This window comes from Lentzea sp. NPDC036949 (assembly GCF_055608075.1).
Genome location: NZ_JBVJRA010000004.1, coordinates 530,007 through 551,103, shown reverse-complemented (window position 1 = coordinate 551,103; position 21,097 = coordinate 530,007). Strand labels below are relative to the sequence as shown.

Below are 21,097 nucleotides of genomic sequence, written 5' to 3'. Positions count from 1 at the left end.
GTGTCGCGCGGTAGGTTGGAACGATCACGTGATTAGATTGCCCGCACCTGATTGGTGTGGCGACCGTGGGGAGCCAGATGGATCACGCCGAGACGCTTTCCTCCGCTGACGGGCTGACCAGCCGCGAGCGCACCATGCTCGCGTTCGAAAGCCAGTGGTGGAAGTACTCGGGGTCCAAGGAACAGGCCATCAGGGAACTGTTCGACATGTCCGCCACCCGCTACTACCAGCTGCTGAACGGCCTGATCGAGTCCGAAGCCGCGTTGGCTGCCGACCCGATGCTGGTCAAGCGGCTGCGGGGCGTCCGGACAGGCCGCCAAAGGGTTCGCGCCCGCGCCAGGAGCACCGAGGACTGATGACCTCCCCCGAGTCCGCAAGCCCGTCGCGCCCGGCCAAGGCCGCCGGGTTCGCCCTCCTCGGCGTCGCCGCCGTGGCCGCCGTGATCGGAGTCGTGAGCCTCTTCGGCGGCTCCGACGACACACCACCGGCCGCCGCCTCCGGCACGCCGACACCCCCGCCCTCCTCCGCCCCGTCGGAGCCCCAGTCGAGCGCCCCGGCCCAGTCGTCGTCGGCGACACCCCCGTCGTCGTCCGCACCCGCGGTCACGACGACCGCGGCACCGACAGCGCCCCCGATCACCACGTCCGCCGCGGCGCCGCCACCCCCGGTCACCCCGCCCGGCGTCGCCAAGTCCCCGGTGCGCGTCTACAACAACAGCACCGTCGCCGGCCTCGCCGCCCGCGCCTCCGACGAGGTGCGCGCGAACGGCTGGCAGGTCGCCGAGACCGGCAACTACTCGGGCGGCACCATCCCCACCACGACCGTGTACTTCCGGCCGGGCACCGACGAGGAGGCCTCGGCCAAGGAGCTCGCCACCGTGCTCAAGGCCCGCGTCGAACCCCGGTTCACCGGCATCGACCACGCGGCGCCCGGCATCATCCTGATCGTGACGAACGACTACCGGGGGCCGTCCGGCAGCAAGTAGAGCAGCCGGCGCCAGGCTTCGGCGGAGAACGCGAGCACGTCACCGCTCGCGTTCTTCGAGTCACGCACCAACGCGTCGTGGGCGAGAGACACCTCGACGCACTCGCCCTCGCCGTTGCTGTTGCTAGCGCTGCTCTTCCGCCAGGTCCGGTCCGGGGTCATGAGCGTCCTTTCGAAGTCCGCTGACGTACTCCGCCAGTCGGCGCTTCGATTGTTCCGCATCCAAGGCTGCGGCATCCAGCCGCTTGAACAGCTTCCTGCTGCGCTCGATGGCGCAGCCGTCCTGCACGAAGACGCCTGCCACGTCGCTCTCGGTGTAGACCACCGGCGTTGCCTTCTCGAACTCGTACAGGGTGCATTTTGACTGGACCGCGAGGTCCTTGGCCTCCGCAGGCACGATTCGCAGCATGTGCGTGCTGAAGAGCAGTCGCAGGTACTGGTCTTCCCTGATCCCCACATCGCCCAGCAGCATCTGAAGCGCGAGTTCGTGCAGGTAGAACATGAACTCAGTACGGTGCGAACGCCGCGTGATCGCTTGCCGTTCTATCCGCAACCGGACGTACTCCTTGACGGCTTCTTGGCCGTACGGTCCCTCTGAGATCAGGGCGTGCGCATAACCTTCCGTCTGGATGAGCCCGTTCGGCGTGAGGATGTCGTAGGCGGTGATCTTCGTTGCCATCGCCTCGGTCATTGCGATGGTGCGGAGGTTGCCGGGAAACTGCGCGAAGAACGGGTCAAACGCGTTGTGGTAGCGACTCCTGAACTTCTGCAGGTACTCCAGGTCCTTACCGCACGCCGTCATGATCTGTGCGAGGTCGACGTCGCTCGCCCGCGCCTTCCCGTGCTCGATGTTGGACACCTTGCTCGGGTCCCACCCGAGATGAACGGCGAACTGGCGGCCGTTCATCTTGGTCGTGGTCTCACGCAACAGCCGCAGCTCGTCGCCCAGGTCTCGGCTGAGCGCGGTGGAAGTGGTCGCAGACATGCTTCTGGACGCTATGACGTGCAATTAGTCCATGCCACTGGCTCGTTCGGGTGAAAACGTCAGCGTGCCGCCGCGTACGCCGCCAGCCCGGCGAGCTGTACCGGGTCGAGCGACGGCCGCACGACCTGGCGGGCCTTGGCCAGGTGTGCCTGCGTGACCTCCGCGGCCTCCAGGGACTCGCGCATGGCGGTCAGCGCCGCCTCGCGCACCAAGCCCGCGCAGTCGGCCGCGGAGTACATCTCCAGCTCCTTCGCCAGCTCGGCGAGGTCGACGTCGGCGGCGAAGGGCGTGTTCTTGGAAGCCGCCTTGAGGATCTCCGTGCGCGCGTCCGCGTCGGGAGGCGACACGTACACCAGCCGCTCCAGCCGGCCGGGGCGCAGCAGGGCCGGGTCGATCAGCTCAGGCCGGTTCGTCGCGCCGATGACCACGACGTCGCGCAGGGGTTCCACCCCGTCCAGCTCGGTGAGCAGGGCCGCCACCACCCGGTCGGCCACGCCCGCGTCCGAGGACTGGCCGCGGCGCGGTGCCAGTGCGTCGACCTCGTCGAGGAAGATCAGTGCCGGTGCGGCGTCCGCGGCGCGGCGGAACAGCTCGCGCACGGCGCGTTCCGACTCGCCGACGAACTTGTCCATCAGCTCGGCGCCCTTGACGGTCAGCACGTTCAGCTGGCCGGAGCCCGCCAGCGCGCGTACCAGGAACGTCTTGCCGCAACCGGGCGGCCCGTACAGCAGGATGCCGCGCGGCGGCGACACGCCGAGGCGCGCGAAGGAGTCCGGGTAGCGCAACGGCCACAGCGCCGCTTCCGTCAGCGCCTGCTTGGTCTCGACCATGTCGCCGACGTCGTCGAGGGTCAGGCCGCCGGTCTGGATGGTGTCGGAGGCGGACATGGAGATCGGCCGCACCGTCCCGAGCGCGCCGAGCAGGTCCTCCTGCCCGACCCGCGGCTCGTCGACGTTGCGCTGCCGCAGCGCCGCCCGCACCGCCGCCTCCCTGCGCAACGCGCACAGGTCGGCCGCCACGAACCCCGGCGTCTTCTCCGCCACCGCGCGGAAGTCCACATCGGACTCCACCGGCACGTCCTTCATGAGCACCCGCAACAGTTCCGCGCGGGTGGCCCCGTCGGGCAGCGGCAGGCTCAGCTCGCGGTCCACCAGGTCCGGCACCCGCAGCCGCGCGTCCACCGACTCGGCGCGCGCCGACGTGACGACCAGCGCCAGGTTCGGCCGCGACACCGCCGTCCTCAACATCTCCAGCACGACCGTCGCCACCGGCGGTGCCACCGCGGGCAGCAGCGCGTCGATGTCCGTGATCAGCAGCACCGTCGGGTGCTCCGGCACCGCCGAGATGGCGTCACCGAGCTGCTTGGCCATCGCCCCGGGCTCCAGCACCGCGATGCTGGGCGCGGCCAGCTCCACCAGCTCCGCCTCGACACCGGCCGCGACCGCCCGCACGAGCGTCGCCTTGCCGACGCCCTCCGGTCCGCTGACCATGGCCGCGAGCCGCGCCTGCGCCCCGAGCCTGGTGAGCAGCTCCGGCTGCCGGAACATCAGCTCCAGCCACTCGGTCAGCGTCCTGGCCTGCTCCTTCTGCCCGACGAGGTTCGCGACGGGCAACGCCTCGTGCTTCTCCTGCACCACCACCGGCGTCACCTCCTGCGCCGGCGCCTGCGCGGACCGCCACCCGACGACGCTCGACGGCCGCACCGCCACGGGCCCCGCCGGGTCGGTGGACGTGATGGTGATCAGCTCGTTGGTCCACGTCATGCCGATGGCGTTGCTGAGCTTGCGGCGCGTCTCGGACACGTTCGCCTCGGGCGGCGGCGCGAGGTCCTGGGGGAGCAGCGACACGTTGTCCCCGACCGTCAACACCTTGCCCGTCAACGCCATCCGCACGTGCTCGGGCGTCAGCGCCGTCGTCGCCAGCCGCGACCCCGCCACCGTGATGCTGCGCGCCGCCTCGACCTTCACCGGCGCGACCACGATCTCCGCGCCCTCGACCACGCCGAGGTTGGTGAGCGTGACGTCGTCGACCAGCACCACACCCGGCGGCTGCTCACCGGCCGCCGCCAGCGCCGCGCTGACCCGCGCGCCGGTCAGCCTGACCGCGTCCCAGGCCCGCAACCCGAGCGCGTCGAGCACCTCCGGGTGCAGCCTCACGACACCGCGACGGGTGTCCAGTGCGGACGGGGACAGACGAGCCGTCAGCGTGATCACGCCCCGACTCTAATGCGCCCGCCGACCGCCCACGGGGCGAAGCGCCTCGACCTCGCGGTCAGAACAGCGGAAAGCCCCGCGGGCGCGAACTCCCGCGGGGCTTCCCCGAACTCCTCACCCGGCGATCACGGCTTCTGCTGCCGCCGCAACCCCAGCCGCCGCCACGACCGCCGCCGTCCCGCCGGCGACGCCCCGTCGGCCACGCCGGAGTCACGCCGAGGCCGCCGCACAGCCCGCATCGCGGCCCCGGCCACCCGGCCGCGCAACGGCTGCCGCAACCCGAGCCGCCGCGCCGCCACCCCGTGCGCCCGCCGGATCGCCCGGCGCTCCACACCGGTCACGGTCCACGCCTCGGGGTGCTTCGACAGCCACAGGTACCGCCGCACCGAGTACGGCAGGTGCGCCAGGTACACGACCATCGCGATGATCAGCGCCACCAGCGGGAACGTGATCACCGCGGCCGCCAGCAACGCGATCAGCACCAACGACGGCGCCACGAACCGCGGCGGCACCTTCACGGTCTTCACGGACAGGGTGGGAATCCGCGACACCAGCAGCAAGGCCACCACCACGGTCCACACCCCGACCGCGACCGGCGAGTTCCACCAGCCGTTGGTGCGGACCTGCTCCTCGATGATCAGCGGGAGCAGCAGCAACAGGCCACCGGCAGGCGCCGGCACGCCCACGAAGAACTCCTTCGCGAACGGCGGCTGTTCCTTCTCCAGCAACGTGTTGAAGCGGGCCAGGCGGACCACCATGCACACCGCGAAGATCAGCGCGATGACCCAGCCGGCCCGGTTGCCCTCGAACTTCCACAGGTAGATGGCCAGCGCCGGCGCCACCCCGAAGGAGATGGCGTCGGCCAACGAGTCCAGCTCCGCGCCCATCTTCGACGTGGCGTCGAGCATGCGCGCGATGCGGCCGTCGAGCCCGTCGAAGACCGCGGCGGCCGCGATGGAGGCGATGGCCGCGCCCCACATGCCGACGTTCGCGAAGTGCACCGAGGACAGGCCGGCGCACATGGCGAGGACCGTGATCGCGTTCGGCAGGAGGCGAACGCCGGGCCCGCTGGGAGCCATCAGGCCTCCGGGAGCTCGGCGAGGACGGTCTCCCCGCCGATGGTGCGCTGACCGGCCTCGACCAGGACGCGGGAGCCGCGCGGCACGTAGGTGTCGACGCGCGAGCCGAAGCGGATGAGGCCGTAGGTCTGGCCGCGCTCGACCTTCTCGCCGTCGGCGACGTGGCAGACGATGCGGCGGGCGACCAGGCCGGCGATCTGCACGAAGATCAGGTCGTGGCCCTCGGTCGTGCGCATCCACACCGTGTTGCGCTCGTTCTCCTCGGAGGCCTTGTCGAGGTCGGCCGAGAGGAACTTGCCGGGGTGGTAGGAGACCTGGACGACCTCACCGTCGGCGGGGATGCGCTGCACGTGCACGTCGAACACCGACAGGAACACGCTGACGCGGGTCATCGGCTGGTCGCCGAGCCCGAGCTCCTTGGGCGGCACGGTGTCGACGACGTGCGAGACGGTGCCGTCCGCGGGCGCGATCGCGATGTTCGACCGGGCCGGCGTGACGCGCTTCGGCTCGCGGAAGAACCAGGCCACCCACGCCGTGAGCACGGCGCCGACGACGCCGAGGCGCTTGTTGAAGCGACGCAGGACGAACGTGAGGACCGCCGCGCCGGCCACGAACGGACGTCCGGCCGGGTTCATCGGCGGAACGATCCCGCGCGCGAGTTCGAGGAAGTGGGAGACGGGCTTTTCGCTGCTCATCGTGGTGTGGGATTCCGTAGCTTCCGTGGATGTCGGGCGGCAACACGCTACGCCAACACGCCAAACCGCCCACATGGACTGCCGAGAAAACAAGTGGCCGGTAGCCCCGTGCATCCCCCGACGAATGCACGGGCCCACCGGCGCCTCAAGCCAGTGTAATCCCGGTCACAGGGCGTCAACAACGCCGTGCGGTGAGCGTTCCGTCACAGTCCGTCGACGCCGAGCGCCCGCAGCCGCGCCCGCACCTCGCCCACCCGCGCCGGGTCCCGCACCGCCGGTGCGACCAGGTCTTCGGAGTGCACCGCAGCTCCGTCCGCCATCCGCACGACGGGGATGCCGCCCCAGTTGAGTTCCAGCACGCCCCGCCCGGTCGTCACGAGCTGGTCCGCGACCGCGCAGGCGAGCAGTTCCGTCACGCTCTCCACGGCCGCCTCGTGCACCTGCTCCTCGCTGAGCGAGCCGTCCACCGGCCGCCCGGTCAGCCGGTGCAGCTCGGCGCGTTCCAGGCACGCCAGCACGTCCCGCAGCGTCTCGCCGACCCCGCTGACCCGCCCCGCGTGCCGCAGCGCGTCCGCGTACCGCCTGACCAGCGCCGGACCGGTCAGTGGCGCCAGCTCCTCCCACGAGATCGGCGGCCCCTGCACGTCGAGCAGCGCCGCGAACGCCTCCGGCGGCGTCCCGTCGAGCAGCTCCTAGGCGGGCCGTTCGTCGACCGGCACCGAGTCGGCGGCCGTCATCGCCGCGACCCGCTCGCGCACCGGCGGGTGGCTGTCGAACACCGACGTCGGCTCCTGCTCGGCCAGCACCGCCTCCAGCGCCCGCAGCTGGTGCACCCGCCGCGGGTGCCCCAGGTAGGCGCGGAAGCCCTCCAGCAACGGCGGCGTCCGCCCCGCGAGCACCGCGAGCACCACGTACCAGCGCAGGTAGTCGCCCCAGCCCGCGCCGACCGGCCCGATCCGCAGCAACGCCCGCCGCGCCGCCGCCACCCCGGCCGCGGCCACCGACACCTCGTCGGCGAACCGCTCGTGCCGCCGGCTCTCCGAGGCCACCACCAGCGAGTACAGCCGCGCCCACCCGTACAGCAGCCGCATGAAGTCGCCCTGCTCGACGGCCAGCTCCAGCGCGAGCTTCGCCCGGAACCGCACCGCTGACACCCGCGTGTGCCCGCCGCCGTAGTGGCCCAGCTCGTGCGCCAGCACCGACCGCAGCTCACCGACCGACAGCCCGGCCACCAGCGGCACCCCGAGCTGCAGGTACCGCGTGCCGCGCCGTTCCCACACGCCCGCGTTCGGCTCCGGCACCAACCGGACGTCGTCGGGCGAGCGCGTCCCGGCGAGCGCCGCCAGCTCGTCCACGTGCCGCCACAGCTCCGGGTGCGCGGCCCGGCCCAGCGGCACACCGGTCGGCTCCGGCCGCGCGTACACGGCCCGCACCACCGCCCACAGCAACGGGAACCCCACCGCGGCCGCGATGAACCCGACCCAGCCGCCGCCCTGGAAGTCCCCGATCCGGAACCGCCACACCGACAGCGCGACCAGCCCCGCCGTGACCGCCGCGCCGAGCACGAAGAACCCGGCGAGCAGCACCAACGCCAGCACAGACCGCACAACCGCCACCGGATCGCCCGCTACCGCAGGTGCCGGACGGTGACCTCGTCGCCGGCCGCCAGCTCCGTGACGTCCTCCGGCACCTCGATCAGGCAGTTCGACAACGCCAGCGCCGACAGCAGGTGCGAACCCGGCCCCCCGACCGGCGTGACCACCTCGCCCGACGCCGGGTCGTACGCGCCCCGCCGGAACTGCGTCTTCCCGGCCGGTGACGTGAGCGGCGACGAAATCCGCGCGCGTGCGGTCAGCCGGTCGGTGCGGGTGTGGCCCATGGACGCCAGCAGCGCGGGCCGCACGAACACCTCGAACGACACCTGCGCGCTCACCGGGTTGCCCGGCAGCGTCAGCACCGGCACGCCCTCGTACCGGCCGGAGCCCTGCGGGCCGCCCGGCTGCATCGCGACCCTCGTGAACTCGACGTCGTGGCTCGCGAAGGCGTCCTTGACCACCTCGTACGCGCCCGCGCTGACCCCGCCGGACGTCATGATCACGTCCACCGACCCGAGGTGGGGCGCGAGCGCCCGGTGGAACGCCTCCACGTCGTCGGGCACGAACCGCAGCCGCACCGCCACGCCGCCCGCGTCGCGCACCGACGCGGCCAGCATCATGCCGTTCGACTCGTAGATCTGCCCCGGTCGCAACGGGGTGCCCGGCTCCACCAGCTCCGTGCCCGTGGACAGCACCAGCACCCGCGGCCGGCGCCGCACCGGCAGCTCGGGCAGGCCCAGCGCGGAGGCCAGCCCCAGCTGGGCAGGGCCCAGCACCGTTCCGGCGACCAGGACCGGATCGCCCTCGCGCACGTCGTCGCCCGCCACCCGGATGTTCGTGCCGGGTGCGACGGTCGCGTTCACCTGCACCTGCTCGGTGCCCGCGTCGGTCCACTCCACCTGGACCACCGCGTCCGCTCCCGGCGGCACCGGCGCGCCCGTCATGATCCGGTGGACGGTGCCGGGCTCCACCGGCCGCACGTCCACCTTGCCCGCCGGGATGTCGTCGGAGACCGGCAGGCGGACCGGGACCTGAGCCAGGTCACCGGAGCGGACGGCGTACCCGTCCATCGCGGAGTTGTCGAACGGCGGCAGGGACACCGGCGCGATCACGTCCGCGGCGAGGACCAGCCCGAGGCATTCCTCGAGCGGCAGCTGCAGGACCGGCATCTGCCCGACGAGCGAGGCGACGCGCTGGCGGTGTGCGGCGACAGAGGTGGGGGACACGACTGCATACTGCCAAGGTCGCGGAGGCCGTGACGATCTCCCGGCCCACTCGTGGACCGGTTCAACCCCTGGGGGTGCACAGCGTGCAGGTCCGGACCCGGCACACACCGAGCTTCGGCGTGGCGAGACTCGTGCTCGCACCCGCGGAGATGGTGCTGGTCGAACCGCAGTCGGTGCTCGCCACGAGCTACGGGCTCGCGGTCGAGCCGAAGGGCGGCGCCGTCACGCTGTGCACCGCCGGCGCCGAGGGCGGCTGGGTCGACGTCGCACCGGCGCTGCCCGGCGAGCTGCACACCGTCGACCTCGACGGCAGCAGCGGCTGGTGCATCTCCCGGCTCGGCTGGATCGCGTCCGGCAGCGCCGTGGTGATGAACCCGCAGGCGCCCCCGTTGCAGGCGCTCTTCGGCGGCGTCGAAGGATTCCTGAACTACGCACGTGGACAGGGGACGGTGCTGCTCGGCTGTTCTGGCGCACTCGACCTCGTGACCCTCGGCGAGGGTGAGGCGGTCACCGTGGACACCGATCACGTGCTCGCTTTCTCCGACACCGTGCAATGCCGGCTCCGCGCGTTGCCACCCGAGGGCACGCAGAACGTCCGTTCCGGTGAGGGCCTGGTGTTCGACTTCGCCGGTCCCGGTGCCGTCCTCACCCAGACGCGCGGACCCCGCCGGCTCGCCACCTGGTTGCGCGCCAACGGAGTCAGCTCGCGTTCATGACTCCGTAAGGAGGTATCCGAGTGAGTTTTCTTCTCCTAGCGTTGCGTTCTGCGCTTTGCGTGATCTGAAGGAGGACGCCTTGGCTCTCGGTACCGTCAAGTGGTTCAACTCCGAAAAGGGATACGGCTTCATCGCAACCGACGACGGGCCCGACGTGTTCGTGCACTACTCGGCGATCCAGATGGACGGCTTCCGGACGCTCTCCGAGGGCGACCGGGTGGAGTTCGAGGTGCAGGCCGGCCGGGACGGGCGCAGCCAGGCCTCGGACGTGCGCAAGGCGTAGAAGTCACTGTTTGAGCAACCCCGAGCAGCGCGATCCCGGCGGGCGTTAAGCTGCCTCGCGTGTCTGAGGACCTGAGCGGGCGGCGGATCGCGCACTACCGGATCGACGGTGTGCTCGGTCGCGGTGGCATGAGCGTGACCTACAAGGCCACGGACGTGAGACTGGGCCGGAAAGTCGCGCTCAAGGTCATCGGTGAGCACCTCGCACCCGACGCGGAGTTCCGCGAGCGGTTCGTCGACGAGGCGCGCAACACCTCCGCCATCGACCACGCGAACATCGTGCCGCTGTACGACTTCGACGAGGTCGACGGCCTGCTCTACATCGCGATGCGGCTGGTCGACGGCCAGGACCTCGCGGGCCACGTCAAGGAGGGGCCGCTCACCCCCGCCCGCACCCTGACGCTGCTGGCCCAGGTCGCCGAGGCGCTCGACATGCTGCACGGCAAGGGCCTCGTGCACCTCGACGTGAAGCCGGCGAACGTCCTCGTGACCACCAAGGAAGGCGTCCGCGAGCACGTCTACGTCGCCGACTTCGGCCTCACCCGCCGCGGCGCCACCGGCCACCGCACCCGAACAGGTGATTTCCTCGGCTCGCCGACCTACGCGGCGCCGGAGCACCTGCGCGGCGAGCCCGTCGACGGCCGCACCGACCAGTACGCGCTCGCGTGCATGCTCTTCGCCTGCCTGTCCGGGCGCCCGCCGTTCCAGGGCGGTGTGCAGGAGGTCATCCAGGGCCACCTCGCCCAGACCGTGCCCCCGCTCTCGCAGCTCGTCGCGCTGCCGCCCGCCATCGACGACGTCATCCGCCGCGGCACCGCGAAGGAGCCGGCCCAGCGCTACTCCAGCTGCGCCGAGCTGATCGCGGCCGCACGCGTCGCGCTCGCCGGGGTCGCGCAGGGGTCGAGCCCCGCTCAACTCGGGCCGCACTCCGGCTCGATCCCCGTGCAGTCGCCGCTGTCCGGTCCGACGCCGGTGCAGCAGCAGGGCGGCTACCAGGGCGGGTACCCGCAGCAGCAGCAGCTGTCCGACCCGGTCCGCCTGCGGCCGCCGAACCAGGTGGGCGTGAGTGCGTTCAACGCCACGTCCAAGGAACGTCCCGCCTGGCTGGCGCCGGTCATCGCGGCCGCGGTCGCGATCGTGGCGATCGTCATCGTGGTGATCATCCTGTCGCCCGGTGACGAACCGGCACGTCAGCCCAAGACCAACTCCTCGCCCACGCTCAACGTCGGCGACGACCCGACCTCGCGCAAGCCGCTGCCGACCTCCGTGCCGGTGCGCACGACGGGCTGACGCTCCACCCCGGCTGCTTGCACTCGCCGTGCCCGAGTGCTAAACACGTCTTAGCACTCGGCTCAGTCGAGTGCCAAAGAAGTGAGGCTGGGAAGGTGAGGCCCCCTTCGCGGGGTCGTCCGTCGCGGGCACCGAACCTGGCCAAGCGAACCGTGTTCCGCTGTGGGCTTTGCCGGCCCGCAGTGGCCCAGAATCCACAAAGGCGGAGGAACACACCGCAATGGCCAAGATGATTGCGTTCGACGAGGACGCCCGCCGCGGTCTCGAGCGGGGTATGAACACCCTCGCTGACGCCGTCAAGGTGACGCTCGGCCCGAAGGGCCGCAACGTCGTGCTCGAGAAGAAGTGGGGTGCGCCGACGATCACGAACGACGGCGTCTCCATCGCGAAGGAGATCGAGCTCGAGGACCCGTGGGAGAAGATCGGGGCCGAGCTCGTCAAGGAAGTTGCGAAGAAGACGGACGACGTCGCTGGTGACGGCACCACGACCGCGACCGTTCTCGCCCAGGCCCTGGTTCGCGAGGGTCTGCGCAACGTGGCCGCCGGCGCCAACCCGCTCGGCCTCAAGCGCGGCATCGAGCAGGCCGTCGAGGCCATCGCCGAGCAGCTCCTGAAGAACGCCAAGGAGATCGAGACGAAGGAGCAGATCGCTGCTACCGCGTCCATCTCCGCCGCTGACCCCACGATCGGCGAGCTCATCGCCGAGGCGATGGACAAGGTCGGCAAGGAAGGCGTCATCACCGTCGAGGAGAGCAACACCCTCGGTCTCGAGCTCGAGCTCACCGAGGGCATGCGCTTCGACAAGGGCTACATCTCCGGTTACTTCGTGACCGACCCCGAGCGTCAGGAAGCGGTCCTCGAGGACCCGTACATCCTGCTGTTCGGCTCCAAGATCTCCACGGTCAAGGACCTGCTCCCGCTGCTGGAGAAGGTCATGCAGGGCGGCAAGCCGCTGCTGATCATCTCCGAGGACGTCGAGGGCGAGGCCCTGGCCACGCTGGTCGTCAACAAGATCCGCGGCACCTTCAAGTCCGTCGCCGTCAAGGCCCCGGGCTTCGGTGACCGCCGCAAGGCCATCCTCCAGGACATCGCCACCCTCACCGGTGGCCAGGTCATCACCGAGGACGTCGGCCTGAAGCTGGAGAACGCCGACATCTCGCTGCTGGGCAAGGCCCGCAAGGTCGTCGTCACCAAGGACGAGACCACCATCGTCGAGGGCTCGGGCGACGCCGACCAGATCCAGGGTCGCGTCAACCAGATCCGCGCCGAGATCGAGAAGTCGGACTCCGACTACGACCGCGAGAAGCTCCAGGAGCGCCTCGCCAAGCTCGCCGGCGGCGTCGCCGTCATCAAGGCGGGCGCGGCCACCGAGGTCGAGCTCAAGGAGCGCAAGCACCGCATCGAGGACGCCGTCCGCAACGCGAAGGCCGCCGTCGAGGAGGGCATCGTCGCCGGTGGTGGCGTCGCGCTCCTGCAGGCCGCCGAGGCCGCGTTCGAGGGCCTGAAGCTCACGGGCGACGAGGCCACCGGTGCGAACATCGTCAAGGTCGCCGTCGAGGCGCCCCTGAAGCAGATCGCCGTCAACGCCGGCCTCGAAGGCGGCGTCGTGGTCGAGCGCGTCAAGTCCCTGCCCGCGGGCGAGGGCCTCGACGCCGCGACCGGCGAGTACAAGGACCTGGTCGCCGCCGGCATCATCGACCCGGCCAAGGTCACGCGCTCCGCGCTGCAGAACGCCGCGTCCATCGCCGCGCTGTTCCTGACGACCGAGGCCGTCGTCGCGGACAAGCCGGAGAAGAACGCCGCTCCGGCCGCGCCGGACGCCGGTGGCATGGACTTCTGAGTCCAGCCGCTGCTGTTCCACCTCGGAAGGCCCGGTCCCGCTTCGGCGGGGCCGGGCCTTCCGGCATTCCGGGAAGTCGGTGGTCAGTAGACCGGTTCGGTGACCTGCCACTCGACGCACGTCGGCCGGGAACCGGTCCGCTGGAACTCCAGGAGGGCGTCCCGGACCTGGTCGAGCCGGATCGCGGCGTTCCGGGGGAACTCCGTCTTGTTGTCCTTGTCGACGTAGAGGGTCGGTACGGCTGCCGGGGGTTCAGCACCCCGAGTCACCCAGTAGCCGATCTCGTCAGTGGTGCTCTCGGGGTCCGGGCCGACGAAGTGCAACGCGCCGAACCCGTGCCGCGCGTCCAGCTTGAACATCCGGTCCGGGATCTCGAGGACCCCGAACTTCGGCAGCTCCCTCGCGGCGATCTGCGCCGGGTGCGGTTGCGGGTGGTTCGCGACGTGGGTCAGGACTTCGTCCAACTCCGCCGCGGTGGCGACGGCGACGGGCTCGTCGGCGCGGTTGTCGCCGTGGTAGTACCAGAATTCGAGCGTGTAACTCACCGCACGTCCTTTCCGCGGAACTCCCGCGACCGTACTGGGTCGTGCACGGTCAACGTCTGCCCCGGCCCGAGCACGTGGGGGAGCAGCCGGGAGCAGGACAGGACTCCGTTGCAGAGTTCGTTGTTGACCACCAGTTCGACGCGGTTCATGCCGCTCTGCCGCATCCGCCAGGCGACCTTCACCTCGACGTGCTTGGACGCCTCCACGCTCGCACCAGGGCGTCCGATGCCGAGATCGACCAGGTGGTCGTTGATGCGGTCGTGCTCCCCATCCGGTTCACGCCCGCTCTGCACCAGGTCGGTGCGGCCGTCAGAGGACCGGTAGACGCCGCTCGTCCGTACCAGGGCAACCCGGCTCGCGTGCCCGCAACCCACGACTGCACGGCTGCCGGCGAGGCCGGTTCAGGACGGCTGTGGACCTCGAACCGGGCTCGGATTCGCGCGAGTCCCTCCAGAGCTGCTCGCAGCTCGCGAACTCGTTCGGCGACACCGTCCTGGACGGCTTGGAAGGACGCGATGACAGCGGCGGCATCGTCTTCGGCCGTGGTTCCGGCCAGCGCGGCCAGCAACTGAGACCGGCATTCGTCGACGAGGGCGGACGCCGCGACAACGTGCTGATCGCGGCTTCGCTCTTCTGCACGGCCTGGGTGAGAAGTGCGGCGACTTCACCGAACGTGCTCGGCACGCCGCCACCTCCCGCCGCGCGGGTCAGGGCCGCGAGTCACCGCCCCAGTTCAGCACCCCGGTGCGGGCGCGGCACGCCCCCGAAACCCCCTACCGCGCCAATCCCTGCAAAACCGTTCCCCGCACCGAAAACGGCTCAAAGCATGATCGTCGGCGTGACCACGGTCCGCCCCGGTTCCCCGTGCGAGTTCACCAGGTGCACGAGGATCTGCGTGGTCCCGGCCGGAACGTCCGGCAGCACGAACCGCCCGCCGTCGTCGGCACGGGTGCACGACGACTTGTGGTCGGCGACGCGCACCTCGACCGTGTGTTCGCCGGCCGGGACGAGCCAGCCGTCGATGCGGTGGCGGGAGCCGGTCGACGTGAAGTTCACCATCAGCGTCAGGTTGTCGACGGTGAACGTGATGGTGCCGGTCTGGCCGCCGCGCACGCCCGCGAAGGAGCCTGCGCGTTCCCAGCGGGCCACCTCCACGTCGAGGTCCTCCAAAGCGATCGCGAACTTCACGCGGTCGACGAGGTCTGCGGGAGGTGGATCGAGTTCGTCGACCAGCCTGTTCAGCTCGGAGAGGACTGCGGTGTCCTCAAGGCCCCTGCGGTCGTCGCGCGGGTCGATCTCGTTCACCGCGATCCTCCTTCCGTTTCCAGGTAGTTGCGCAGCAGGTTCAGGCACCGTCCCCTGGTCGGACCGATGCTGCCGTGGGGCATGGCGAGTGCTTCGGCGACTGCTCGGTACTCGGCGCGACCCGCGAGCACGGTGAGCCGGAGCAGTTCCTGGCACTTGGTGGTGAGCCGGCCGAACGCGAGCCACAGCCTGCGGTCGCGGTCGTCCATCAACGTCACGTCCTCTGGCAGGCCGGTGTCGGACTCCAGCTGTTCGGCGTACTCGTCGGACAGGTGGGTCTCGCGCTTGTTCGGCGTCCAGGTGCGGCGTGCTTCACGCCTGGTCGTCACGACCAGGTAGCCGACCAGGGCGCGCGGTTCCTTGATGGTGTCGATCTTGCGGAGGAAGGCGAGCCACACCGTTTGCACGACGTCCTCCGCCGCGGTGCGGTCGAGGCCTTGGCCGCGGGCGACGTGCCACACCAGCGGGGTCAGCTCGGCCACGAGGACGTCGAGTGCGTTGCGGTTGCCTTCGCGTGCGGCGGCGACGCAGACCGCATGCCGTTCGGTGCCTTCCAGCCCGTCCCACGGCGTTCGGTCATCCGCCGTGTGCAGCTCGTCCACGCAGCACCTCCGATCGGCCGCCACGTCAGCGCCGTTCGCCAGGTCAGGAGGCGTCGACTGGGCGGTAGATACAAAATTCACTCAATTGGAGCAGTCTCGCCCATCGTCCGCCCTCATCTTCCCCTGGGTGCACCAGCGGCCCGTGATTCCCCCTCCGCATCACGGGCCGCCCTGGTGGGAGCCGCGCCGGCCGGCACCCCTCGAACCGGCTGACGCTCGCTCCACGTCCTGTCGCTCACTGAACAAGAGCGGCGAACCAGGACCCAGATACGCACTCCGACGCGGGGATGCGAGAAATCGCTCCCGGATTTCCGAAAGCACATCGACTTGCGCACTATGGTCTAGACCATGCCGATTCTCGAAGTCATCGCACTCGACGCAAGGGACGCCGTTGCTGCTCAGGAGGGCGGCGCGCACCGCCTGGAGCTGGTCGCCGACATGGCCGCGGACGGGCTCACGCCGTCTGTCGCCACCTTCACGGAGGTGCGGAAGGCGTGCGACCTGCCCATCAGGGTGATGCTGCGCGACCGGAACGGGTTCGCGCCCGGCGACCTGAGGCAGCTGCGCCGGACCGCCGCCGAGCTGCGGGAGGCGGGTGCGACCGAGTTCGTCCTCGGGTTCCTCGACGCGGAGGGCGAGATCGACGAGGGCGTCACGCTCAACCTCGCCGCCGAGCTGGAGGGCTGCGCGTGGACGTTCCACCGCGCGCTCGACAACTCGAACGACGTGCGCAAGGGCTGGCAGACCGTCGCCGGCCTCGGCTGCGACACCGTGCTCGCCGCCGGTCACCGCAAGGGTGTCGAAGCGGGCAGGGAGGTCCTGAAAGAGCTGGTCAACGCCCAGCCGCCCACGCTGCTGGTCGGCGGCGGCCTCCAGCCCCACCACGTCGCGGAGCTCCTCGAAGCGGGCATCACCGCGTTCCACGTCGGCAGCGCCGTGCGGCCGGGCGGGTGGGACGAACCGGTCGACCCGGCATCAGTTCGGCAATGGATCAACCGTCTGGTCTAGACCCTTAGCGCGGACCGTTCTAGTCTCACGTTGCTTCCTGTGAAATGGCTGTTGCACTATATGCAATGCGGAGGGCGCGATGAGGCTGAAGGCACTCGTGGCCGTGCTGGGCGTGGGCGCGGTGGTCGCCTGCGCTCCGGTGCAGTCCGGACCGGCGAACACGGCGGGGGACGAGAAGACCGGGCAGCTGCGGGTGTGGCTGTTCGACGAGGTCAACCGCGGGCCCAAGGAGGCGGTGGTCAAGGAGGCCGTCACCGAGTTCCAGGGCAAGCACAGCGGCGTGACCGTCGACGTGCAGTACATCCAGGTGTCCAGCCGGGCGGAACGGTTCAAGGCCGCCTTCAGCGACCCCAAGAGCGCGCCGGACGTGGCGGAGTTCGGCAACACCGACCTCGCCGGCTACGTCTCCGCGGGCGGCTTCTCCGAGCTGGACCTCAGCGCGTGGAGCGAGTCCAAGGACCTGGTGCCGACGATCCTCGACACCGCCAAGGTCGACGGCAAGACCTACGGCGTGCCGTGGTTCGTCGGCGTCCGCGCGCTCTACTACCGCACGGACGTCTTCACCGAGCTCGGTCTCAAGCCGCCGGCGACGCTCGACGAGATCGCGACCACGGCCCGTGAGATCCGGCAGCGCAAGCCCGAGCTGATCGGCATCTCCGCCGGCGGCAAGTACCTGTTCGCCGCCCTGCCGTTCATCTGGGCCAGCGGCGGCGAGATCGCCAAGTCCGACGGCGGCAAGTTCACCGCCGCCGTCGACAGCGCGGAGGCCAGGGCCGGTGTCGCGAAGTACACCGAGCTGATCAAGGACGACATCTGCCCGCCGGCCACCTGCGCGGGCAACGGCGGTGACGCGAGCGTCGAGGCGTTCCGCGCGGGCAAGGCGGCCATGACCATCGGCGGCGACTTCAACCGCAAGTCGGTCGACGCCTCCAGCGCGGCCGGCAAGTACGCCGTCGTGCCGCTGCCCGGCAAGACCGCGGGCTCGATCGCGCCCGCGTTCGCCGGCGGCAACCTGCTCGGCGTCATGAAGGGCACCCAGCGCAAGACGCTCGCGACCGAGTTCACGCAGCTGCTCGCGTCGAAGGAGTACCAGCAGAAGATGTACGCGGCGATGGGCAACCTGCCGACGTTCACCGACGTGCAGAAGCAGGTCGCGGACTCGGACAAGTTCCTGGAGCCGTTCACCAAGACCCTGCAGGCCGGCACGAAGTTCGTCCCCGTCACCCCGGCGTGGGCGAAGATCGAGGCGCAGACCGTGCTGCCGACGATGATCCAGGAGGTCGTCACCGGCGCGAAGAACGTCGACACGGCCACCGCCGACGCCGCCAAGACGATGAACGCGGCCTTCACGTCGTGAGCATGACCGCCAAGGGCCAGGGGCGGACCGCGTTCGCCTACCTGGCCCCAGCGCTGCTGGTGCTGGGCGGCCTGCTGGCCTACCCGATCTACCAGCTCGTGCTCATCTCGCTCTTCGACTACGGCCAGGAGCAGGTGAGCGGTGGTGCGCCGCTGGAGTTCCTGGGCCTCGGGAACTACCAGAGGCTGCTGGGCGACCAGCAGTTCTGGACCGTGCTCGGGCAGACCGTCGCCTTCGCGGCGGTCTGCGTGGTCGGCACCCTGCTCGTGGGCGCCTTCCTCGCGATCCTGGCCACGCGGGTCAGGACGTGGGTCCGCATGACGTTGTTCCTGGCGGCGCTCGGCGCGTGGTCCACGCCCGCCGTCGCCGGCTCGACGATCTGGCTGTTCCTGTTCGACGCGAACTTCGGGTTCGTCAACGAGGTCCTCGGCATCCAGGGCTTCTCCTGGACGTTCGACAGGTGGACCGCGTTCGGGCTCGTCGCCGCCCAGGTGATCTGGTGCTCGTTCCCGTTCGTCATGGTCACGCTCTACGCGGGCATCAAGGCGATCCCCGGTGAGGTGCTGGAGGCCGCGGCGCTCGACGGCGCCTCGGCGTTCCGCACGGCGTGGAGCGTCATCCTGCCGCTGCTGCGGCCGATCATCCTCGTGGTGACGATCCAGTCGATCATCTGGGACTTCAAGATCTTCACGCAGATCTACGTGATGACCAACGGCGGCGGCATCGCCGGGCGCAACCTCGTGCTCAACGTCTACGCCTACCAGCAGGCGTTCGCGGCGTCGGAGTACGGGCTGGGCGCGGCCATCGGCGTCGTGACGACCGTGCTGCTGCTGGTGGTCACGCTGTTCTACCTGCGCGCACTGCGCCGTTCCGGGGAGGCCCTGTGAAGCGCTGGCTGACCGAGGGCTTCGTCCTCGTCATCGCCGCAGTCGTGGCGTTCCCGCTGTTCTGGATGGTGCTGAGCGCGTTCAAGCCGGAGGACGAGATCATCTCGGCCGACCCGGTGCCGTGGACGACGCGGCCGACGCTCGACAGCTTCACGCGGGCGCTCACGGTCGCGAACTTCGGGCGCTACTTCGTGAACAGCATCGTCGTGGCGCTGATCGTGGTGGCGCTGAGCATCCTGATCTCGTTCCTCGCGGCGACCGCGCTGACCCGCTTCCGGTTCCGCAGCCGCACCACGCTGCTGATCATGCTGCTGGTCGTGCAGATGGTGCCGGTCGAGGCGCTGACCGTGCCGCTGTTCTTCCTGATGCGGTCGGTCGGCGACACCGTGCCGGTGTTCGGCCTGAACCACCTGGGCTCGCTCGTGCTGGTGCACCTGGCGTTCAGCCTGCCGTTCGCGATCTGGATGCTGCGCGGCTTCGTCGCCGCGGTGCCGGTGGAGCTGGAGGAGGCCGCCACCCTGGACGGCGCCTCGCGGTTCCGGTTCCTCTGGCAGGTGCTGTTCCCGCTCGTCGCACCCGGACTGGTGGCGACGTCCGTGCTGTCGTTCATCCACGCCTGGAACGACTTCCTGTTCGCCAAGACGTTCATCATCTCCGCTGTGGAGAACCAGACCCTGCCACTGGCTCTCCAGGTCTTCGTCAAACCCGACCAGAACGATTGGGGCGCGATCATGGCGGGCTCCACCCTGATGACCATCCCTGTGCTCGTCTTCTTCATCTTCGTCCAGCGCCGGCTCGTGTCCGGTCTCGCCGGGGCGGTGAAGGGATGAACCTGCTGCCACGTCCGGTGTCCTATGTGGATGGCGGAAGACTCGTCGACTACAAGGGCTGGGAGACCGTGCTCGTCGACGGTCCGCCCGGCGGCTACCGGTTGCTCTCCTCCGACGACGGCGTGCTGATCGAGGCGCACGACGCGGCGGGCGAGATGAACGCGCTGCAGACCCTGCGGCAGCTGCTCGGCCCCGGCGCGTTCCGCGCGGCGGGCGACAAGCCGCGGGTCATCCCGGCCTGCGAGGTCGTCGACTTCCCGCGGTTCGCGTGGCGGGGCGTCATGCTCGACGTCGCCCGGCACTTCCTGCCCAAGCGGGAGGTGCTGCGGTGGGTCGAGCTGCTGTCCGTGCACAAGCTCAACGTCCTGCACCTGCACCTCACCGACGACCAGGGCTGGCGCTTCGAGGTGAAGGCCTTCCCGAAGCTCACCGAGGTCGGCTCGTGGCGGGAGGACTCGCGGTTCGGCGACCGGCGCTCGGGCGGGCTGACGGGCCGTCCGCACGGCGGTTTCTACACCCAGGACGACCTGCGCGAGATCGTCGCGTACGCGGCGGCCCGGCACGTCACGGTGGTCCCGGAGATCGACATCCCCGGCCACTCGCAGGCGGCGATCGCGGCCTACCCGGAGCTCGGCGTGCACGGCGGTGGCGTGTGGACCGACTGGGGCATCAACGAACGCGTGCTCAACACCGAGGAGTCCACAGCGGACTTCTACCGGGTGGTCTTCGACGAGCTGATGGACGTGTTCCCCGCGGAGGTCATCGGGCTCGGCGGTGACGAGGCACCCGGCCACGACGGCGAGCTGGTCCGCGAGATCGCGCGGCACCTGGTGCGCAGCGGGCGGCGGCCCTACGGCTGGGACGAGGTCCTCGACTCCGCCCCGCTGCCGGCGGGCACGGTCGTGGCGTCCTGGCGCGGCGTGGAAGGCGGTGTCACGGCGGCCCGCGAGGGCCACGACGTGGTGATGTGCCCCGAGGAGTTCGTCTACCTCGACTACCGGCAGTCCGGCTCGGACGACGAGCCCATCCCGGTGGGCACGGTGACGACGCTGGAGGACGTCTACGCGTGGGAGCCGGTCCCGGCCGAGCTCACCGGTGACGAACCGGGGCGCGTGCTGGGGGCGCAGGCGAACATCTGGACCGAGCACCTCGACTCGGCCCGGCGCGTGGACTACGCGGCGTTCCCGCGCCTGGCGGCGTTCGCCGAGGTCGTGTGGTCACCGGCGGAGAAGGACCCGGAGTTCGTGCGGCGGCTGCGCGAGCACCACCTGCCGCGGCTCGACGCACTGGGGGTGGAGTACCGGCCCCTCAACGGTCCCCACCCCTGGCAACGGCTACCCGGCGTTCCCGGTTTTCCACGGTGATCACATCGCGGCGTCTTCCTCGGGCATGAGGATCCACGCGGCGACGTAGAGGACGGCGCCGGTGCCGAAGCCGAGCAGCGTGGCGGCGACCAGGACGATCCGCAGCAGCGCGGCGTCCACGCCGATCATCTTGGCCACGCCGCCGCAGACACCGGCGACCATCTTGTCGCTCCGGCTGCGCCGGAGCTTCTTGACCTTCGTCGTCGCTTCGTCGAGCACGTTGTTGTTCATGGCTCAAGAATCGTCGGTTCCGGGCGGTCGCACATCGGTGACCACCCGGAACCCGACCCTGAG

24 protein-coding genes are annotated in these 21,097 nt (G+C 70.4%); 11 read left to right on the top strand and 13 right to left on the bottom strand.

Going from position 1 to position 21,097, the window contains the following annotated elements:
- Window positions 1-77: 77 nt before the first annotated feature.
- Together ACZ7CD_RS15150 and ACZ7CD_RS15145 are read left to right on the top strand one after the other, a co-directional pair.
- Window positions 78-356, top strand: coding sequence for a DUF3263 domain-containing protein (locus ACZ7CD_RS15150; protein ID WP_360385426.1), 279 nt, complete (start codon window positions 78-80; stop codon window positions 354-356).
- Window positions 356-985 carry a LytR C-terminal domain-containing protein gene (locus ACZ7CD_RS15145; RefSeq protein WP_470379091.1) on the top strand — a complete coding sequence of 210 codons (630 nt, stop codon included), beginning with the start codon at window positions 356-358 and terminating at the stop codon, window positions 983-985. Before ACZ7CD_RS15150 ends, ACZ7CD_RS15145 begins: the two co-directional genes overlap by 1 nt.
- On the opposite strand, the gene ACZ7CD_RS15140 is transcribed toward ACZ7CD_RS15145, so the two are convergent.
- From ACZ7CD_RS15140 to moeA, 8 genes are all read right to left on the bottom strand, one after another.
- On the bottom strand, window positions 958-1,146 hold the full coding sequence (locus ACZ7CD_RS15140) for a DUF397 domain-containing protein (RefSeq protein WP_458429575.1): 189 nt from the start codon (window positions 1,144-1,146) through the stop codon (window positions 958-960). The genes ACZ7CD_RS15145 and ACZ7CD_RS15140 overlap by 28 nt on opposite strands.
- Window positions 1,109-1,969, bottom strand: a complete 861-nt coding sequence (locus tag ACZ7CD_RS15135) for a helix-turn-helix domain-containing protein (protein ID WP_470379090.1) — start codon at window positions 1,967-1,969, stop codon at window positions 1,109-1,111. The genes ACZ7CD_RS15140 and ACZ7CD_RS15135 overlap by 38 nt, the downstream gene beginning before the upstream one ends.
- Window positions 1,970-2,028: 59 nt before the next feature.
- Window positions 2,029-4,182: an AAA family ATPase gene (locus ACZ7CD_RS15130; RefSeq protein WP_360385434.1), complete on the bottom strand. Its 2,154-nt coding sequence runs from the start codon at window positions 4,180-4,182 to the stop codon at window positions 2,029-2,031.
- Between the two features lie 125 nt (window positions 4,183-4,307).
- Window positions 4,308-5,261, bottom strand: coding sequence for a CDP-diacylglycerol--serine O-phosphatidyltransferase (gene pssA, locus ACZ7CD_RS15125; protein ID WP_458434262.1), 954 nt, complete (start codon window positions 5,259-5,261; stop codon window positions 4,308-4,310).
- Complete coding sequence (locus ACZ7CD_RS15120) at window positions 5,261-5,956, bottom strand: phosphatidylserine decarboxylase (RefSeq protein ID WP_360385438.1); 696 nt, start codon at window positions 5,954-5,956, stop codon at window positions 5,261-5,263. Before ACZ7CD_RS15120 ends, pssA begins: the two co-directional genes overlap by 1 nt.
- A gap of 203 nt (window positions 5,957-6,159) precedes the next feature.
- Window positions 6,160-6,600 (bottom strand): hypothetical protein, encoded by a 441-nt coding sequence (locus ACZ7CD_RS15115; protein ID WP_470379089.1) that lies wholly within the window; start codon window positions 6,598-6,600, stop codon window positions 6,160-6,162.
- A 48-nt stretch (window positions 6,601-6,648) separates the two neighbouring features.
- Complete coding sequence (locus tag ACZ7CD_RS15110) at window positions 6,649-7,563, bottom strand: M48 family metallopeptidase (protein WP_470379088.1); 915 nt, start codon at window positions 7,561-7,563, stop codon at window positions 6,649-6,651.
- 20 nt (window positions 7,564-7,583) lie between these two features.
- Entirely contained in the window at window positions 7,584-8,777 is a 1,194-nt protein-coding gene (moeA, locus tag ACZ7CD_RS15105) for a molybdopterin molybdotransferase MoeA (protein ID WP_470379087.1), read from the bottom strand.
- Between the two features lie 83 nt (window positions 8,778-8,860).
- Between moeA and ACZ7CD_RS15100 the strand changes: the two genes are divergently transcribed.
- The 4 genes from ACZ7CD_RS15100 (at window position 8,861) to groL (ending at window position 12,905) form a co-directional block, all read left to right on the top strand.
- A complete protein-coding gene (locus tag ACZ7CD_RS15100; protein ID WP_360385444.1) occupies window positions 8,861-9,493 on the top strand; it encodes an AIM24 family protein in 633 nt (210 codons plus the stop codon).
- A 79-nt stretch (window positions 9,494-9,572) separates the two neighbouring features.
- The gene (locus tag ACZ7CD_RS15095) at window positions 9,573-9,776 is read left to right on the top strand and encodes a cold-shock protein (RefSeq protein ID WP_360385446.1); all 204 of its coding nucleotides are present in this window, start codon (window positions 9,573-9,575) and stop codon (window positions 9,774-9,776) included.
- Window positions 9,777-9,835: 59 nt separating this feature from the next.
- Window positions 9,836-11,065, top strand: a complete 1,230-nt coding sequence (locus ACZ7CD_RS15090) for a serine/threonine-protein kinase (protein ID WP_470379086.1) — start codon at window positions 9,836-9,838, stop codon at window positions 11,063-11,065.
- Window positions 11,066-11,285: 220 nt separating this feature from the next.
- Entirely contained in the window at window positions 11,286-12,905 is a 1,620-nt protein-coding gene (groL, locus tag ACZ7CD_RS15085; RefSeq protein WP_360385450.1) for a chaperonin GroEL, read from the top strand.
- An 83-nt stretch (window positions 12,906-12,988) separates the two neighbouring features.
- On the opposite strand, the gene ACZ7CD_RS15080 is transcribed toward groL, so the two are convergent.
- The 4 genes from ACZ7CD_RS15080 to ACZ7CD_RS15065 form a co-directional block, all read right to left on the bottom strand.
- Window positions 12,989-13,450, bottom strand: coding sequence for an Imm1 family immunity protein (locus tag ACZ7CD_RS15080; RefSeq protein ID WP_360385452.1), 462 nt, complete (start codon window positions 13,448-13,450; stop codon window positions 12,989-12,991).
- Window positions 13,447-13,824 carry a DddA-like double-stranded DNA deaminase toxin gene (locus ACZ7CD_RS15075; protein ID WP_470379085.1) on the bottom strand — a complete coding sequence of 126 codons (378 nt, stop codon included), beginning with the start codon at window positions 13,822-13,824 and terminating at the stop codon, window positions 13,447-13,449. Before ACZ7CD_RS15075 ends, ACZ7CD_RS15080 begins: the two co-directional genes overlap by 4 nt.
- A gap of 445 nt (window positions 13,825-14,269) precedes the next feature.
- On the bottom strand, window positions 14,270-14,746 hold the full coding sequence (locus ACZ7CD_RS15070) for a carboxypeptidase regulatory-like domain-containing protein (protein ID WP_458434261.1): 477 nt from the start codon (window positions 14,744-14,746) through the stop codon (window positions 14,270-14,272).
- A 5-nt stretch (window positions 14,747-14,751) separates the two neighbouring features.
- On the bottom strand, window positions 14,752-15,357 hold the full coding sequence (locus ACZ7CD_RS15065) for an RNA polymerase sigma factor (RefSeq protein WP_360385458.1): 606 nt from the start codon (window positions 15,355-15,357) through the stop codon (window positions 14,752-14,754).
- Between the two features lie 348 nt (window positions 15,358-15,705).
- Between ACZ7CD_RS15065 and ACZ7CD_RS15060 the strand changes: the two genes are divergently transcribed.
- The 5 genes from ACZ7CD_RS15060 (at window position 15,706) to ACZ7CD_RS15040 (ending at window position 20,803) form a co-directional block, all read left to right on the top strand.
- Window positions 15,706-16,365, top strand: a complete 660-nt coding sequence (locus ACZ7CD_RS15060; RefSeq protein WP_360385460.1) for a copper homeostasis protein CutC — start codon at window positions 15,706-15,708, stop codon at window positions 16,363-16,365.
- A gap of 79 nt (window positions 16,366-16,444) precedes the next feature.
- Window positions 16,445-17,722, top strand: a complete 1,278-nt coding sequence (locus ACZ7CD_RS15055) for an extracellular solute-binding protein (protein WP_470379084.1) — start codon at window positions 16,445-16,447, stop codon at window positions 17,720-17,722.
- A 2-nt stretch (window positions 17,723-17,724) separates the two neighbouring features.
- Window positions 17,725-18,609, top strand: a complete 885-nt coding sequence (locus ACZ7CD_RS15050; protein ID WP_360385464.1) for a carbohydrate ABC transporter permease — start codon at window positions 17,725-17,727, stop codon at window positions 18,607-18,609.
- Complete coding sequence (locus tag ACZ7CD_RS15045; RefSeq protein ID WP_360385466.1) at window positions 18,606-19,439, top strand: carbohydrate ABC transporter permease; 834 nt, start codon at window positions 18,606-18,608, stop codon at window positions 19,437-19,439. Before ACZ7CD_RS15050 ends, ACZ7CD_RS15045 begins: the two co-directional genes overlap by 4 nt.
- Window positions 19,436-20,803, top strand: coding sequence for a beta-N-acetylhexosaminidase (locus ACZ7CD_RS15040; RefSeq protein WP_360385468.1), 1,368 nt, complete (start codon window positions 19,436-19,438; stop codon window positions 20,801-20,803). The genes ACZ7CD_RS15045 and ACZ7CD_RS15040 overlap by 4 nt, the downstream gene beginning before the upstream one ends.
- Here the strand turns inward: ACZ7CD_RS15040 and ACZ7CD_RS15035 are convergent, their stop codons facing one another.
- On the bottom strand, window positions 20,804-21,034 hold the full coding sequence (locus ACZ7CD_RS15035) for a PspC domain-containing protein (RefSeq protein ID WP_360385470.1): 231 nt from the start codon (window positions 21,032-21,034) through the stop codon (window positions 20,804-20,806).
- Window positions 21,035-21,097: the final 63 nt, after the last annotated feature.

Bases quoted from the DNA above. Each gene is read 5' to 3' on its own strand.
- ACZ7CD_RS15140 (WP_458429575.1), bottom strand. From the start codon at position 1,146: ATGACCCCGGACCGGACCTGGCGGAAGAGCAGCGCTAGCAACAGCAAC.
- ACZ7CD_RS15055 (WP_470379084.1), top strand. From the start codon at position 16,445: ATGAGGCTGAAGGCACTCGTGGCCGTGCTGGGCGTGGGCGCGGTGGTC.
- ACZ7CD_RS15050 (WP_360385464.1), top strand. From the start codon at position 17,725: ATGACCGCCAAGGGCCAGGGGCGGACCGCGTTCGCCTACCTGGCCCCA.
- pssA (WP_458434262.1), bottom strand. From the start codon at position 5,261: ATGGCTCCCAGCGGGCCCGGCGTTCGCCTCCTGCCGAACGCGATCACG.
- ACZ7CD_RS15135 (WP_470379090.1), bottom strand. From the start codon at position 1,969: ATGTCTGCGACCACTTCCACCGCGCTCAGCCGAGACCTGGGCGACGAG.
- ACZ7CD_RS15040 (WP_360385468.1), top strand. From the start codon at position 19,436: ATGAACCTGCTGCCACGTCCGGTGTCCTATGTGGATGGCGGAAGACTC.
- ACZ7CD_RS15060 (WP_360385460.1), top strand. From the start codon at position 15,706: ATGCCGATTCTCGAAGTCATCGCACTCGACGCAAGGGACGCCGTTGCT.
- ACZ7CD_RS15150 (WP_360385426.1), top strand. From the start codon at position 78: ATGGATCACGCCGAGACGCTTTCCTCCGCTGACGGGCTGACCAGCCGC.
- ACZ7CD_RS15120 (WP_360385438.1), bottom strand. From the start codon at position 5,956: ATGAGCAGCGAAAAGCCCGTCTCCCACTTCCTCGAACTCGCGCGCGGG.
- ACZ7CD_RS15035 (WP_360385470.1), bottom strand. From the start codon at position 21,034: ATGAACAACAACGTGCTCGACGAAGCGACGACGAAGGTCAAGAAGCTC.
- groL (WP_360385450.1), top strand. From the start codon at position 11,286: ATGGCCAAGATGATTGCGTTCGACGAGGACGCCCGCCGCGGTCTCGAG.
- ACZ7CD_RS15145 (WP_470379091.1), top strand. From the start codon at position 356: ATGACCTCCCCCGAGTCCGCAAGCCCGTCGCGCCCGGCCAAGGCCGCC.